This is a genomic window from Streptomyces sp. V4I23, assembly GCF_030817975.1.
Classification (GTDB): Bacteria; Actinomycetota; Actinomycetes; order Streptomycetales; family Streptomycetaceae; genus Streptomyces.
The window spans coordinates 1,830,403-1,846,103 of sequence record NZ_JAUSZW010000004.1 but is presented as its reverse complement, the minus strand read 5'-3'; the positions used below and the strand labels follow the sequence as shown (position 1 = coordinate 1,846,103).

The 15,701-nt window shown below is 68.5% G+C and carries 13 protein-coding genes; 11 read left to right on the top strand and 2 right to left on the bottom strand.

The window, feature by feature from the left end; translation table 11 throughout:
- Nucleotides 1–154 precede the first annotated feature (154 nt).
- The 10 genes from ngcE to QFZ82_RS10490 all read left to right on the top strand — a co-directional run bounded on the left by ngcE (nt 155) and on the right by QFZ82_RS10490 (nt 12,940).
- A complete protein-coding gene (gene ngcE, locus QFZ82_RS10535; protein ID WP_307712912.1) occupies nt 155–1,597 on the top strand; it encodes an N-acetylglucosamine/diacetylchitobiose ABC transporter substrate-binding protein in 1,443 nt (480 codons plus the stop codon).
- 30 nt (nt 1,598–1,627) lie between these two features.
- Nucleotides 1,628–2,560 (top strand): carbohydrate ABC transporter permease, encoded by a 933-nt coding sequence (locus QFZ82_RS10530; protein WP_307712911.1) that lies wholly within the window; start codon nt 1,628–1,630, stop codon nt 2,558–2,560.
- A 14-nt stretch (nt 2,561–2,574) separates the two neighbouring features.
- Nucleotides 2,575–3,519: a carbohydrate ABC transporter permease gene (locus tag QFZ82_RS10525; protein WP_307712910.1), complete on the top strand. Its 945-nt coding sequence runs from the start codon at nt 2,575–2,577 to the stop codon at nt 3,517–3,519.
- 246 nt (nt 3,520–3,765) lie between these two features.
- Nucleotides 3,766–4,965: an ROK family transcriptional regulator gene (locus QFZ82_RS10520; protein WP_307712909.1), complete on the top strand. Its 1,200-nt coding sequence runs from the start codon at nt 3,766–3,768 to the stop codon at nt 4,963–4,965.
- Nucleotides 4,966–5,134: 169 nt separating this feature from the next.
- Nucleotides 5,135–6,199, top strand: coding sequence for a sugar ABC transporter substrate-binding protein (locus tag QFZ82_RS10515; RefSeq protein ID WP_307717688.1), 1,065 nt, complete (start codon nt 5,135–5,137; stop codon nt 6,197–6,199).
- Between the two features lie 210 nt (nt 6,200–6,409).
- A complete protein-coding gene (locus QFZ82_RS10510; protein WP_307712908.1) occupies nt 6,410–7,198 on the top strand; it encodes an ATP-binding cassette domain-containing protein in 789 nt (262 codons plus the stop codon).
- Nucleotides 7,195–8,484: a sugar ABC transporter permease gene (locus tag QFZ82_RS10505; protein WP_307712907.1), complete on the top strand. Its 1,290-nt coding sequence runs from the start codon at nt 7,195–7,197 to the stop codon at nt 8,482–8,484. The genes QFZ82_RS10510 and QFZ82_RS10505 overlap by 4 nt, the downstream gene beginning before the upstream one ends.
- Before the next feature lie 215 nt (nt 8,485–8,699).
- Nucleotides 8,700–10,607, top strand: a complete 1,908-nt coding sequence (gene dxs, locus QFZ82_RS10500; protein ID WP_307717687.1) for a 1-deoxy-D-xylulose-5-phosphate synthase — start codon at nt 8,700–8,702, stop codon at nt 10,605–10,607.
- A 149-nt stretch (nt 10,608–10,756) separates the two neighbouring features.
- The gene (locus QFZ82_RS10495; protein ID WP_307712906.1) at nt 10,757–12,268 is read left to right on the top strand and encodes an amino acid permease; all 1,512 of its coding nucleotides are present in this window, start codon (nt 10,757–10,759) and stop codon (nt 12,266–12,268) included.
- 285 nt (nt 12,269–12,553) lie between these two features.
- Nucleotides 12,554–12,940, top strand: a complete 387-nt coding sequence (locus QFZ82_RS10490; RefSeq protein ID WP_307712905.1) for a hypothetical protein — start codon at nt 12,554–12,556, stop codon at nt 12,938–12,940.
- Nucleotides 12,941–12,984: 44 nt separating this feature from the next.
- On the opposite strand, the gene QFZ82_RS10485 is transcribed toward QFZ82_RS10490, so the two are convergent.
- Together QFZ82_RS10485 and QFZ82_RS10480 are read right to left on the bottom strand one after the other, a co-directional pair.
- Nucleotides 12,985–13,368: an NTP pyrophosphohydrolase gene (locus QFZ82_RS10485; protein WP_307712904.1), complete on the bottom strand. Its 384-nt coding sequence runs from the start codon at nt 13,366–13,368 to the stop codon at nt 12,985–12,987.
- Between the two features lie 36 nt (nt 13,369–13,404).
- Entirely contained in the window at nt 13,405–14,505 is a 1,101-nt protein-coding gene (locus QFZ82_RS10480; protein WP_307712903.1) for an LCP family protein, read from the bottom strand.
- Nucleotides 14,506–14,705: 200 nt separating this feature from the next.
- Between QFZ82_RS10480 and galU the strand changes: the two genes are divergently transcribed.
- The gene (galU, locus tag QFZ82_RS10475) at nt 14,706–15,626 is read left to right on the top strand and encodes a UTP--glucose-1-phosphate uridylyltransferase GalU (protein ID WP_373429267.1); all 921 of its coding nucleotides are present in this window, start codon (nt 14,706–14,708) and stop codon (nt 15,624–15,626) included.
- Nucleotides 15,627–15,701: the final 75 nt, after the last annotated feature.

Sequence of the window (15,701 nt, the reverse complement as noted above, 5' to 3'; positions counted from 1 at the left end):
TTCCCGCTGCCGGCCGGTGCACGACCCGAGCTTCACTGGGTTTCCCTTCGGGAAAACACAGCAACCGACAGCGGTAACGGGGCCCTTCGCCTGAGGCGAGCAGTACGGGCGACCGGTACACCGCCTGAGTCCTGGAGAAGGCGAGGACTTGAGCATGGGATCCACCTCTGCCCACGACAACAATGAGGGCCTCAGCCGTCGAAATCTGATCAAGCGGTCGGCCGCACTCGGTCTGATTGCCGTCCCGACGATGAGTTTCCTGTCCGCGTGCGCCAGCAGCGGCAGCGGTGACGACCAGGAGAAGCAGAAGGGCGAGGTGACGAAGGACAACCCGTTCGGCGTCGCCAAGGGCGGCACGCTCGACGTCGTCATCTTCAAGGGCGGCTTCGGCGACCAGTACGCCATCGAGTGGGAGAAGCTGTACAAGGCCAAGTACGGCCCGAAGATCAGCCACCTGGGCACGCAGGAGATCACCGGTAAGCTCCAGCCGCGCTTCAACGCGGGCAACCCGCCGGACGTGGTCGACGACTCCGGCGCCCAGCAGATCAAGCTCGACGTGCTGCACAAGAACGGCCAGCTCGCCGACCTCACCGAACTCCTCGAGGCGCCGTCCGTCGACGACCCGACCAAGAAGGTCAAGGACGTCCTGATCCCGGGCACCGCCGACAAGGGCTTCATCGGCGGCAAGATGCACGCGCTCAACTACGTCTACACGGTCTGGGGCGTCTGGTACTCCGGCAAGCTCTTCAAGGAGAAGGGCTGGGAGGTCCCGAAGACGTGGGACGCCTTCCTGGGGATCATGCAGGAGGCCAAGAAGGACGGCATCGGCGGCCTCGCCCACCAGGGCAAGCACCCCTACTACATCAACGTCATGATCATGGACCTGATCGCCAAGACCGGCGGTCTGGACGCCATGAAGGCGATCGACAACCTCGACCCCAAGGCCTTCGTCGGCAGCGACGTGGCCAAGCAGTCCATCGAGGCGATCTACGAGATCGTCGACAAGGGCCTGCTCATGCCCGGCACCAACTCCCTTGACCATATCGAGTCGCAGACCGCGTGGAACGAGGGCAAGGCCGTCTTCATCCCCTCCGGCTCCTGGCTGGAGAACGAGCAGTTGAAGCAGACCCCGGCGGACTTCGACATGAAGTTCCTGCCGATGCCGCTGCTGCCGGCCAGCAAGCTGCCCTTCGAGGCCATCCGGGCCGGTGCGGGTGAGCCGTACATCGTCCCGGAGAAGGCCAAGAACAAGGCGGGCGGCCTGGAGTTCCTCCGGATGATGCTGTCCAAGGAATGGTCGACGAAGTTCGCCCAGGTGGCCAACTCGCTGACGATCCTTCAGGACGGTGTCGACAAGAGCGTGTCCCTGCGCCCCGGCACCAAGTCGGCCGTCGAGGCCGTCGACGCCTGTCCGGTCGAGCAGCGCTTCGACTACTTCTACACCACCTGGTACAGCGAGATGGACGAGTCCATCCGCACCGCCTCCGCCGAGCTCATGGCCAAGCGCATCCAGCCGAACGAATGGCTCAAGCGGGCGCAGGCCGCGGTCGACAAGGCGGCCAAGGACCCGGCGAGCAAGAACAACAAGCGTCAGTAGCCGAGGCCGGGAAACCAGGGGCAGGGTGCCATGCAACAGGGAAAGTACCGGTTCGTCACCGGATTTCTGATCGTTCCGGTCGTGCTGTACGCGGTCTTCATGATCTGGCCGTATCTGCAGACCTTCGGATACTCCTTCACGAACTGGCAGGGCCAGTCGCAGGAGATGAGCTTCGTCGGACTCGACAACTACACCGCGCTGTTCTCCGACGAGGTGTTCCTGAAGGCCCTGTGGCACAACATCCTGCTCCTGATCTTCCTGCCGATCGCGACCATCCTGCTCGCCCTCTTCTTCGCCTTCATGGTGAACGTGGGCGGGCGGGGTGGCTCCGGCGGAATCCGAGGAGTGAAGGGATCGGGCCTCTACAAGATCCTGTTCTTCGTTCCGCACGTGCTCTCGATCGCCATCCTCGCCGTGCTCTGGCGGGCCATCTACCGCGGTGACGTCGCCGGCCTGATCAACGGCATCTTCATCAAGCTGGGCCTGTCCGACCCCGCGCACCCGATCGAATGGCTCAACGAGCCCGATCTCGTGCTGTGGTGCGTGGCCTTCGTGCTGCTGTGGTGGGGCGTCGGCTTCTACCTCGTGCTGTTCTCCGCCGCGATGCAGTCGGTGCCGAAGGAGATCTACGAGGCCGCGCTGCTGGACGGCGCGAGCCGGACGCAGTCCTTCTTCCGGGTCACGCTGCCCCTGCTGTGGGACACGGTGCAGACGGCCTGGGTGTACCTCGCGATCCTCGCCATGGACTGCTTCGCCCTCATCTCCGTCATGACACCGGGCAACAGCTACGGCGGCGGCCCCGACCACAACAGCGAGGTCATGGCGACCTACCTGATGCGTAACTTCCTCTCCTTCGGGAAGAGCGGTTACGCCTGCGCCATGGGCGTCGTCATCCTCGTCCTCACGCTGATCCTGTCCCTCGTCACGCTGCGGGTCAGCCGCCGCGAGCGCATCGAATACTGAGCGGGGAACACGCCATGTCGAACACCCGGTTGATCCCCGGCGTCGAGAAGGACGCCGTGCCCGGCCCGCGCGGCTCGCAGAACGGTGTGGACGGCCGCACCGGATCCGTCGGCGGCGACGGCGAGGGCAGGGTCCTCAACGTCTTCTCGCACGGCTTCCTGATCCTGTGGGCCGTGATGATCGTGCTGCCGCTCTTCTGGCTGCTGATCGGCTCCTTCAAGACCGACACGGAGATCGGCGCCAGCGCCTGGTCGTGGCCGTCGAACTGGAACTTCGACGCCTTCGGCCGCGCCTGGGAGAAGGGGATCGGCGACTACTTCGCCAACACCCTGATCGTGCTCGCCTTCTCCATCCCGCTGACGATGCTGCTCGGCGCGATGGCGGCGTACGTGCTCGCCCGCTACGAGTTCCCGGGCAACCGCTTCTTCTACTACTTCTTCGTCGCCGGCGCGATGTTCCCGGTCTACCTCGGCCTGGTGCCGCTGTACTTCCTCGTCGACATGCTCGGCATGCTCAACACGTACCAGGGTCTGATCCTGGTCTACATCGCCTACTCGCTGCCCTTCACCGTCTTCTTCATGCACGCGTTCTTCCGGACGCTGCCCACGGCCATCCACGAGGCCGCGGTCATCGACGGCGCCTCCCACACCCGGATCTTCTTCCAGGTCATGGTCCCGATGGCCAAGCCGGGTCTGCTCAGCGTCGGGATCTTCAACGTGCTGGGCCAGTGGAACCAGTACATCCTCCCCATGACCCTGATGCAGCAGCAGAGCGGCTTCGACAAGGACCGCTCGGTGCTCACCCAGGGCCTGGTGCTGCTGAACCAGCAGCAGGGATACGAGGGCGACCTGCCGGTGATCTTCGCGGGCATGACGATCGCCATGCTGCCCGTGATCGTCGTGTACCTGTCCTTCCAGCGGCAGGTCCAGTCCGGTCTCACCGCGGGCACGCTCAAGTAACGAAGACGACTCCGCCGCCTGCCGCGGCACCCGCCCGGGCCCCGTTCGACGCCGCGTCGAACGGGGCCCGGGCGTTGATCCGCCGTGGTGCCGGGGCCCTGTCGCCCTTGCTCAAGGTCTTGACGCGAAAGGCCCCGAGAGCTGAGCTTAGGGTTCACAAGTTGGAGAGATGTCGGGGTTCCCTCGCGGTGCCCCGACCGGGGGCGGTCGTCGTGCCGCCCACCGGGGGCAGGAGTGGATGAGTCAATGGAGACTCCGGGATCGCAGACATCACTGCACCGGGCCAACCTCGAGCGGGTCGTGCGCGCGGTGCGCATGGCCGGCTCGCTCACGCAGGCGGAGATCGCCAGGAGCACCGGCCTCTCCGCGGCCACGGTCTCCAACATCGTCCGCGAGCTCAAGGACGGCGGCACGGTCGAGGTGACGCCCACCTCCGCGGGCGGCAGGCGCGCCCGCAGCGTCTCCCTCAGCGGCGACGCGGGCATCGTGATCGGGGTCGACTTCGGCCACACCCACCTGCGGGTCGCGGTCGGCAACCTCGCCCACCAGGTGCTGGCGGAGGAGGCCGAGCCGCTGGACGTGGACGCCTCGTCGGCCGAGGGCTTCGGCCGGGCCGAGGCGCTGGTCAACCGGCTCGTCGAGGCCACCGGCATCGGCCCCGGGAAGATCATCGGCGTCGGTCTCGGCGTGCCCGGCCCCATCGACGTGGAGTCCGGCACGCTCGGCTCCACGGCCATCCTGCCGGGCTGGACCGGCATAAACCCCAGCGACGAGCTCTCCGGGCGCCTGGGCGTTCCGGTCTACGTCGACAACGACGCCAACCTCGGCGCGCTCGGCGAGCTGGTGTGGGGGAGCGGACGCGGGGTCAAGGACCTCGCCTACATCAAGGTGGCCAGCGGTGTGGGCGCCGGGCTGGTCATAGACGGTCAGATCTACCGCGGGCCCGGCGGCACCGCGGGGGAGATCGGGCACATCACGCTCGACGAGTCGGGTCCGGTGTGCCGCTGCGGCAACCGGGGCTGCCTGGAGACCTTCGCCGCCGCCCGGTACGTGCTGCCGCTGCTGCAGCCGAGCCACGGCGACGGGCTGACCATGGAGAAGGTGGTGCGGCTCGCCCGCGAGGGAGACCCCGGCTGCCGGCGCGTGGTGGCCGACGTGGGCCGCCACATCGGCAGCGGCGTGGCGAACCTGTGCAACCTGCTGAACCCGAGCCGGGTGGTGCTGGGCGGCGATCTGGCGGAGGCTGGAGAGTTGGTACTGGGACCCATCCGCGAGTCCGTCTCCCGCTATGCGATCCCCAGCGCGGCGAGGCAGCTCTCGGTGGCGCCGGGAGCGCTCGGCGGACGCGCCGAGGTCCTTGGAGCCCTTGCCCTCGTGCTCAGCGAAATGGGTGATTCGACCCTTCTGGAGAGCGCGTTGCCCACCAGGACTCCTGCCTTCACTTAGATAACGGATGGCACCGTTGTCATCTCGTTAAGGATTTACTCCTTGACGCTGGCGGCGGGGCCGAGTTGACTTCCAGCCACCTCGGCCGCAGCGACGCGGCCTCGTCAGGGAGGTTTACATCGTGAACGCACATCTGCGTCGTGCCGCCATCGCTGCCGCTGCCACCGCAATGGCCGTCTCGCTCGCCGCCTGCGGCCAGGCGGGGGAGTCGGGCGACGCCGCCGACGAGACCGGCGCGAAGAAGGGCGACGACCTCACCATCGGACTGCTCCTGCCGGAGAACCAGACCGCGCGCTACGAGAAGTTCGACAAGCCGCTCATCGAGAAGAAGATCAGCGAGCTCACGGGTGGCAAGGCCAAGGTCGTCTACGCCAACGCCAAGCAGGACGCCACGCTGCAGACGCAGCAGGTCGACACCATGATCACGAACAAGGTCGACGCCCTGATCGTGGACGCCGTCGACGCGAAGGCCATCGCCGGCAGCGTCAAGAAGGCCAAGGACGCCGACATCCCGGTCGTCGCCTTCGACCGCCTGGCAGAGGGCCCGATCGACGCCTACACCTCGTTCGACAACGAAGAGGTCGGCCACGTCCAGGGCAAGGCCCTGCTGGAGGCCCTCGGCGACAAGGCCAAGGACGGCCAGATCGTCATGATGAACGGCGCCATCACGGACCCGAACGCCGCGCTGTTCAAGAAGGGCGCCCACGCCGAGCTCGACGGCAAGGTGAACATCGGCAAGGAGTACGACACCAAGGAGTGGAAGCCGGAGAACGCCAACGCCAACATGGAGGCCGCGATCTCGTCCCTCGGCAAGGACAAGATCATCGGCGTCTACTCCGCGAACGACGGCATGGCGGGCGGCATCATCACCGCCCTCAAGGCCGGCGGCTTCTCCAAGCTCCCGCCGGTCACCGGCCAGGACGCCGAGCTCGCCGGTGTGCAGCGGATCGTGGCGGGCGAGCAGTTCATGAGCGTCTACAAGCCGTACGCGCCGGAGGCCGCCGCCGCGGCCGAGATGGCCGTGGCGCTCGCCAAGGGCGAGTCGCTCGACTCGATCGCCAAGGAGAAGGTGGACAGCCCCACCAACCAGGGCATCCCGTCGGTGCTCGTCCCGGTCGTCTCGCTGACCAAGGACAACATCAAGGACACGGTGATCAAGGACGGCGTCTACACCGTCCAGGAGATCTGCACCCCGAGGTTCAAGGCCGCGTGTGACCAGCTCGGCCTGAAGTAAGGCCGCACGCCGGAGCACCGGTACCCGGCGCTCCGGCCTCTGCCCGGGGACGGTCCCGTCCCCGCAGAAACCTTCCGGTGTCCTCTCCCGCCATCCAGCCCCCGCTGCGGGAGGGGCACCGGTCGGAACACTTATGCATATCTGCACTGCTCAGCCTCCGCGCCGCCTACCCCGTGGCGCGGCATCCCCGCCGGTCAGGCGGCGAAGGAGATGGTTCACGTGTCCGCTACGCCCGTGTTGGCGTTGCGCGGGGTCTCCAAGCGGTTCGGTGCCGTCCAGGCGCTCACCGACGTAGAGCTCGAGATCCACGCCGGTGAGGTGGTCGCCCTGGTCGGCGACAACGGCGCCGGAAAGTCCACGCTGGTCAAGACGATCGCCGGCGTGCATCCCATCGATGAAGGCGTCATCGAGTGGGAGGGCAGGGGCGTGTCGATCAACCGCCCCCACGACGCCCAGAGCCTCGGCATCGCGACGGTCTACCAGGACCTCGCGCTGTGCGACAACATCGACGTCGTCGGCAACCTCTACCTCGGCCGCGAGCTCCGCAAGCGCGGTGTGCTCGACGAGGTCGAGATGGAGCGCCGCGCCCTCGAACTGCTGAAGACGCTGTCGATCCGCATCCCCAGCGTCCGCATCCCGATCGCCTCGCTGTCCGGCGGTCAGCGCCAGACCGTGGCCATCGCGCGGTCGATGCTCGGGGAGCCCAAGCTCGTCATCCTCGACGAGCCCACCGCCGCCCTGGGCGTCGAGCAGACCGCACAGGTGCTCGACCTCGTCGAGCGGCTGCGGGAGCGCGGCCACGCCGTGATCCTGATCAGCCACAACATGGCCGACGTCAAGGCGGTCGCCGACAAGGTCGCCGTACTCCGGCTCGGCCGGAACAACGGCGTCTTCGAGGTCAAGTCGACCTCCCAGGAAGACATCATCTCCGCCATCACCGGCGCCACGGACAACGCCGTGACCCGCCGTGCGGCGCGCAACGCGGAGGTTCAGAAGTGAGCACCGAGAAGACCTCCACCCACGTCGAGGCGCCCGTCGTCAATCCGGACGCCGCACACGACGCGGTCACCGCGGTCGACCCCCGCCTGCTGGTGCGCGAGCAGGGCCTCAAGGGATACGTCTCCGAGTTCCGGCGGAAGATGCACGCCGGTGACCTGGGCTCGATCCCGGTCGTCCTGGGCCTGGTGATCATCGCGATCATCTTCCAGAGCCTGAACTCCGCCTTCCTCTCGGCGGAGAACCTGAACAACATCGCCGTCACCATGGTCGGCACGGGCATGATGGCCGTCGGCATCATCTTCGTCCTGCTGCTCGGCGAGATCGACCTGTCGGTCGGCTCCGTCAGCGGTGTCGCGGGCGCCATCGTCGCCGTCATGAGCGTCAGCCACGGGATGAACGAGTGGCTCGCCGTCCTCGTCGCCCTCGGCGGGGGCGCGGCCATCGGAGCCCTGCACGGCTTCTTCTTCGCCAGGATCGGTGCCCCCGCGTTCGCCGTCACGCTGGCGGGCCTGCTGTTCTGGCTCGGCTTCATGCTCCAGCTCCTCGGCGACGCCGGAACGATCAACCTGGACTCCGAGGGTGTCGTCGGCAAGCTGACCACGTACTACTTCTCGGACATCGCGGCCGCCTACGGCCTCGCCGCCGTGGCCGTAGGCGTGTTCTTCCTGACGTCGTTCTTCGACAACCGCCGCCGGGAAGCCGCGGGCGTTCCGTCCCGGCCGGTGTCCGACATCGTGCTGCGCACGGTGCTCCTCGCGATCGTCGCCTTCGCGGCGGCGGCCATGTTCAACCAGTACAAGGGTCTGCCGCTGGCGCTGGTGCTGTTCCTCGCGGTCCTCGTGATCACGGACTTCGTGCTCCGCCGCACCGCCTACGGCCGCAAGATCTTCGCGCTGGGCGGCAGCGTCGAGGCGTCCCGCCGTGCCGGCATCAACGTCACCGCGGTCCGCATCTCGGTCTTCGCCCTGGCCGGGTTCTTCGCGGCGGTCGGCGGCCTGTTCTGGGCCTCCAAGATCGCCGCCGCCAACCAGAGCGCCGGCACCGGTGACCTGCTGATGAACGTCATCGCGGCGGCCGTCATCGGCGGCACCAGCCTCTTCGGCGGCCGGGGCCGCACCTGGAACGCCCTTCTCGGCGTCATGGTGATCGTCTCGATCCAGTACGGCCTCGCCCTGGAGGGCATCGCGACACCCGTCGTCTACATGATCACCGGCGGTGTGCTGCTCGCCACGGTCGTGATCGACTCCATCACCCGCAAGACCCAGAAGACCGCTGGTCGCGCCTGACACGGCCCCCAGTGCCCGGCACCGCACGGCGGTGCCGGGCACTGCTGCGTGCGGCCGCGGCGTGACCGACAACGCACGGCCGCGCGTCGTAGATCGCGACCGGAACATTAGACTCGGGCAATCGGCAAGGCTCGATCAGCTCGAAGCAAGGAGGCAGAGTGACGCAGCCGCGCGAAGCGCGCCCTACACGGGTGGTGGTGGGCGACGGGTGGGGTCTGCTTTCCCGTATCAAGGGACCGCGCGACCTGGACCGGCTCGGCCCGGAGCAGTTGGAGCAGCTGGCCGCAGAAATCCGGACCTTCCTGGTGGACGCCGTCTCCAAGACCGGCGGCCACCTCGGCCCCAACCTGGGTGTGGTCGAGCTGACGATCGCGCTCCACCGTGTCTTCGAATCCCCCAAGGACAAGGTCCTCTGGGACACCGGTCACCAGAGCTATGTGCACAAGCTGCTGACCGGCCGCCAGGACTTCTCGAAGCTGAAGATGAAGGGCGGCCTGTCCGGCTACCCCTCGCAGGCGGAGTCCGAGCACGACATCATCGAGAACTCGCACGCCTCCACCGTTCTCGGCTGGGCCGACGGACTCGCCAAGGCCAACCAGGTCCTGAAGAAGGACGACCACGTGGTCGCCGTCATCGGCGACGGCGCGCTCACCGGCGGCATGGCCTGGGAGGCGCTGAACAACATCGCCGCGGCCAAGGACCGCCCGCTCGTCATCGTCGTCAACGACAACGAGCGCTCCTACGCCCCCACCATCGGTGGCCTCGCCGACCACCTGGCCACCCTGCGCACCACCGACGGCTACGAGCGCTTCCTCGCCCGCGGCAAGGACATCCTGGAGCGCACCCCGGTCGTCGGCAAGCCGCTCTACGAGACGCTGCACGGCGCCAAGAAGGGCCTGAAGGACTTCATCGCCCCGCAGGGCATGTTCGAGGACCTCGGCCTGAAGTACGTCGGCCCCATCGACGGCCACGACATCGAGGCCCTGGAGTCCGCTCTCGCCCGCGCCAAGCGCTTCGGCGGGCCGGTCATCGTGCACTGCCTCACCGAGAAGGGCCGCGGCTACCAGCCCGCCCTCGCGGACGAGGCCGACCGCTTCCACGCCGTGGGCAAGATCCACCCCGACACCGGTCTGCCCATCTCCAGCTCGGGCCTCGACTGGACCTCGGTCTTCGGCGAGGAGATGGTCAAGCTCGGCAAGGAGCGCGAGGACATCGTGGCCATCACGGCGGCGATGCTGCAGCCGGTCGGCCTCGACAAATTCGCCAAGGCCTTCCCCGACCGGGTCTACGACGTCGGCATCGCCGAGCAGCACGGCGCCGTGTCCGCGGCGGGCCTCGCCACCGGCGGCCTGCACCCCGTCTTCGCCGTCTACGCGACGTTCCTGAACCGCGCCTTCGACCAGGTCCTCATGGACGTGGCCCTGCACAAGTGCGGCGTCACGTTCGTCCTGGACCGGGCCGGCGTCACCGGCACCGACGGCGCCTCCCACAACGGCATGTGGGACATGTCGATCCTCCAGGTCGTCCCCGGCCTGCGGATCGCCGCCCCCCGCGACGCCGACCAGGTCCGCGCCCAGCTGCGCGAGGCCGTCGAGGTCGACGACGCACCGACCGTGGTCCGCTTCTCCAAGGGCGCCGTCGGCCCGGCCGTGAAGGCCGTCGGCACCGCCGGCGGCATGGACGTCCTGCGGTACGCGGACAGCGAGCGGCCGGACGTGCTGCTGGTCTCCGTCGGGGCGCTCGCCCCCATGTGCCTGGAGATCGCCGACCTGCTCGACGCACAGGGCATCTCCACCACGGTCGTCGACCCCCGCTGGGTCAAGCCCGTCGACGAGGCGCTCGCCCCGCTCGCCGAGCGGCACCGCGTCGTGGTCACCGTCGAGGACAACAGCCGCGTCGGCGGTGTCGGCTCCGCGGTGTCCCAGGCCCTGCGGGACGCGGGCGTCGACGTACCGCTGCGCGACTTCGGCATCCCGCCGCGCTTCCTCGACCACGCCTCCCGCAAGGAGGTCCTCGCGGAGATCGGGCTGACCGCGCCCGACATCGCCCGCCAGGTCACCGGACTCGTCTCCAGGCTGGACGGCCGGATCGACAGCGAGGCGGTCGAGCCCGCCCGCGACTGAGCTCACCCATCTGCGCACACGTTGGGCCGGACGGAGCACCCTCAGGGGTTTCCGCCCGGCCCTTTCGTGTGAAACGCACTGCGAGGGCGGGCGCGGTCCCGCGCCCCTCTCGATCATGGGTATACGGCCATGGCTACGGAGGTACGCCGGTGAGCACAGAGCAGAAGCGCCCCCAGAGCACCGGGGTGTTCCGCACGAAGACTGTGGAGCAGTCCATCCGCGACACCGAGGAGCCCGAGCATGCGCTGAAGAAGAGCCTGTCCGCATGGGACCTCACGATTTTCGGTGTCGGCGTCATCATCGGCACGGGCATCTTCGTCCTCACCGGCATCGCGGCCCGCAACAACGCGGGACCCGCCACCGCACTCTCCTTCGTGGCCGCGGGCGTCGTCTGTGCCCTCGCGGCGCTCTGCTACGCCGAGTTCGCGTCCACCGTGCCGGTGGCCGGCTCGGCGTACACCTTCTCCTACGCCTCGATCGGGGAACTGCCCGCCTGGATCATCGGATGGGACCTCGTCCTCGAATTCGCTCTCGGCACGGCGGTGGTGGCGGTCGGCTGGTCCGGCTACGTACGCAGCCTCATGTCCACCAACCTCGGCTGGGACATGCCCGTCGCTCTGTCCGGGCCGGACGAAGGAGGCTCCTTCGACCTGTTGGCCTTCCTGCTCGTCCTGGCGCTGACCGCCATCCTGGTCGCCGGGACGAAACTCTCGGCCCGGATCACCGCGATCGTGGTCGCCGTCAAGGTCACCGTCGTGCTCATGGTCATCGTCGCGGGCCTGTTCTTCATCAAGGCCGACAACTACTCCCCGTTCGTTCCCCCGGCCGAGCCGCAGCCCGCCGGCGGCGGCCTCCACGCGCCACTGATCCAGGTGCTCTTCGGCTACGAGCCCACCAACTTCGGCGTCATGGGCATCTTCACCGCGGCCTCCCTCGTCTTCTTCGCCTTCATCGGCTTCGACGTCGTGGCCACCGCCGCCGAGGAGACGAGGAACCCCCAGCGGGACATGCCGCGCGGCATCCTCGGCTCGCTGTTCATCTGCACGGTGCTCTACGTGGCCGTGACGCTGGTGGTCACCGGCATGCAGTTCTACAGGGAGATGTCGCCGACGGCCCCGCTCGCCGACGCCTTCAAGTCCGTGGGCCAGCCCTTCTTCGCGGGTGCGATCAGCCTCGGCGCGGCCGTCGGCCTCATCACCGTCTCCATGATCCTGCTGCTCGGCCAGACCCGGGTGTTCTTCGCGATGAGCCGTGACGGGCTGCTGCCGCGCTTCTTCTCCATCACCCACCCGAAGTACCGCACCCCCTACCGGGCGACCCTTCTGCTCGGTGTGGTGATCGCCGTCATCGCGGGCTTCACCAGCCTCGAGAATCTCGCGGAACTGGTGAACATCGGAACGCTCTTCGCCTTCGTCGTCGTGGCGCTCGGCGTCATCATCCTGCGCCGCACCCGGCCCGATCTGCACCGAGCCTTCCGTACCCCGTGGGTGCCGCTGATCCCGATCCTGTCGATCGCGGCCTCGCTCTGGCTCATGCTCAACCTGCCGACCGAGACCTGGATCCGGTTCGGCATCTGGATGGCCGTCGGCATCGTCGTGTACTTCCTCTACGGACGGTCCCGCAGCCGTCTCGGGCGGCTCGGACCCGACGCCAAATTCTGACGGCACCGCCGGTTCCGGCCCCGTACGCCTCCGGGTGTGCGGGGCCGGAGCGCGTCCCAGGAGTGCCGCCGGACGGATGAACCAGGCGCTTTCGATGAGTTTGAGAATTGACGCTCCATCGCACGATGAGAATTCTTGGGCGCACCCAAAGAGCCCGCGTCCATCAGGCGAGGAAGAATGCAATCCATTTCGAAGTGGAGCGTGGTGGCAGCAACGGCGTTGTCGCTTGCGACTCTCGCCGGTTCCGCCTCTGCGTCCCATGAGCCGCACCCCCTGGACTGGGGCATGGACGTCAAGCGCAAGGAAGTCATCAGCCTGACGTCTACGGGCACAGGAACCACGGTGGTCGACAACGGGACACCTGGACGCGGGATCGGTGATCAGATCATCATCACCGCTAACCTCTTTCGCGGAGGTGTCAGCTACGGCACCGAGGGAGCAGTGTGCACCCGAGTGGCAGCGCGAACCACTCACTGCACAGGCACTTTCAGCCTTCCCCGGGGGCAGGTGACGTGGCAGCACCTGCAGACCACCCCTGCCGGCGCCCCGCCCAGCGACTTCGATCTCGCCATCACCGGCGGCACCGGCGCGTACGCCACTGCCCGTGGCCATGCTCACGTCGCCAGCATCTCTGAGTCGGGTGGAGCCCTCACCCTCTATCTCGTGCACTGACCTGTTGGTGTTGCCCGGGTCAGGGCAGGGACTCGGTGCAACTCCTAGGGGGGACCGGCCCGCCGGCGCACCGAGCGGGGGCCGGCGCAGTCGGCTCCGGCTGCCGCCACGCGTGCCCTCAGGCCGCGGTCGGCCGTGACCACCACGCAGGCCCGGCCGGCGGCTGCCGCCGTGGCCGCAATTTCGGCGATCAGGTCGTCACCGCTCCCGGAAGCGGACTCGACCCGGACCCCCGGAACCGACGCGACGCCCCGCGCGGCCCCCTCGACGACCAGGACGACCTCGACCGGACCCTCCACGGCCGACTGCCCGCCGGGGGCCGCCAGCGAGTCGCGCAGCCGTTCGGCGGCTCCGCGCCGGTCCTGCCACCACCGGTCCGGAACCGAGCCGACGACATTGGCGCCGTCCACGACGAGAAGGGTCTCCATCGCCTCAGCCTCGCACGCCGTGACCGAGAGAGAGCGTCAGCCGCCGTGTGCGGGGGACTTCTTGGCCGACTCCGGGATGGCGGTGTCGTTGCGTATCGCCTTCCACAGCTCGGTGGCCTGGGGCTCCGCGGCGACGACGCGGTTCGGGTCCTGGGTGTCGTACCGCACCGGCAGCATGAGCGTCTCCATGGAGGCCGGGTCGACGCCCTTCATGCTGCGGGCGAAGTCGGCCAGCGCGGTGAGGGAGGCCAGCTCGGAGTCGGTCGTCAGCGACTTGGTGGCGGCGTCGGCGATCGTGTACGTCTTGCTCGGGCTGCCCAGCAGATCCTGCTTCTTGACCTCGCTGAGCAGGGCGACCAGGAACTGCTGCTGCAGCCCGATGCGGCCGAGGTCGCTGCCGTCCCCGACGCCGTGCCGGGTCCGTACGAAGGCCAGCGACTCGGTGCCGTCCAGCCGGTGGGAACCGGCGCCGAGGTCGAGACCGCTCGACGTGTCGCGGATGGGCTCGTCCACCTCGACGGTGACGCCGCCTATCGCGTCGACCAGGTCCTTGAACCCGGCGAAGTCGATCTCCAGGTAGTGGTCCATGCGCACGCCGGACATCTTCTCGACGGTTTTGACGACACAGGCGGGACCGGCCAATGAGTAGACCGAGTTGAACATCACGCGCTGCCGGGACGGCAGGGTGGAGCCGTCGGTATCGAGGCACTCGGGCCGGGTGACCAGCGTGTCCCGCGGGATGCTGACCGCGACGGCGCTGGACCGGCCCTCCGGTATGTGGATCATGAGCGCCGTGTCGGACCGGGCTCCGCCGGGATTGCCGCCCGCGAGGCCGGAGTTGCTGCCGGCGCGCGAGTCCGAACCCAGAACGAGCAGGTTCCGGCCGGTGGTCGGGAGTTTCTGCGGCCGGTCGTCACCGATCGCCTGGTTCAGGTCGACGGCCTTGATGTTCCCGTCGAGGCTGCTGTAGAGCCACCAGGCCGTGCCACCGGCCGCGAGCAGCAGAACGAGCAGGACCAGGCCGATCGTTCTGCGCAGCCGCCGGCCGCGTCCGGCGCGGCGCCGGCGTCCTCCGTCCCCGCCTGCGTCGGCGCGCCGGCTCCGGCGCGCACCCGGTGTCGTGACGGTGTCGGTCATGCTCCTCGAGTCCTCTGCTCAAAAGCCCGCCGCAGCGGGAGGTGGGGACTCGGGTGGGGGGTGCCGGTCCACGGAATACAGGTGGCTGACCATGCACTATAGACAGATTTTCGACTCCTCGTGGTCCCGGTTACATTCTTCGGGTTCACCAGATGGGCACATTGCCTCCACGGTGTCGCCGCACACCGCACAACTCGTACATGGAGCAGGACATTTTCGTGACTGAAGCACGCCCCGGAGTGGCCAAGGCCGTCATCCCCGCCGCGGGCCTGGGCACCAGGTTCCTGCCCGCCACCAAGGCGACGCCCAAGGAGATGCTGCCCGTCGTCGACAAGCCGGCCATCCAGTACGTGGTCGAGGAGGCCGTGGCCGCGGGTCTCGGTGACGTGCTGTTGGTGACGGGCCGCAACAAGCGGGCGCTGGAGGACCACTTCGACCGCAACTACGAGCTGGAGCACGCGCTCCGCCGCAAGGGCGACGGTGAACGGCTGTCGATGGTCCGCGAGTCGGCGGACCTCGCCACCGTGCACTACGTGCGCCAGGGCGACCCGCGAGGGCTGGGGCACGCGGTCCTCTCGGCCGCCGCCCATGTGGGCGACGAGCCGTTCGCGGTGCTGCTCGGGGACGATCTGATAGACCCCCGCGACCCGCTGCTCGCCCGGATGATCGAGGTCCGCGAGGCGCTGGGCGGCAGTGTCGTCGCGCTCATGGAGGTCGCCCCCGAGCAGATCCACCTCTACGGCTGCGCGGCCGTGGAGGCCACGGCCGACGGCGATGTCGTGCGCGTCACCGGCCTGTTGGAGAAGCCGGCGCCCGGCGAGGCGCCCAGCCGCTACGCCGTTATCGGGCGCTATGTCCTCGACCCGGCGGTCTTCGAGGTCCTGCGCCGTACGCCTCCGGGGCGCGGCGGCGAGATCCAGCTGACCGACGCGCTCCAGGAGCTGGCGATCCGTCCGGAGTTGGGCGGTCCGGTCCATGGGGTGCTCTTCACGGGTCGGCGGTACGACACCGGCGACCGCGGGGACTACCTGCGGGCCATCGTCCGGCTCGCCTGTGAGCACGAGGACCTCGGCCCCGGATTCCGGGCGTGGCTGCGGGCCTGGGTCCGCGAGGAGCTCTGAGTCTCCGGGCCTCCGGGCCTCCGGGCCTCCGGGCCTCCGGGCCTCCGGGCCTCCGGGCCTCACCGGGGTGTCGGA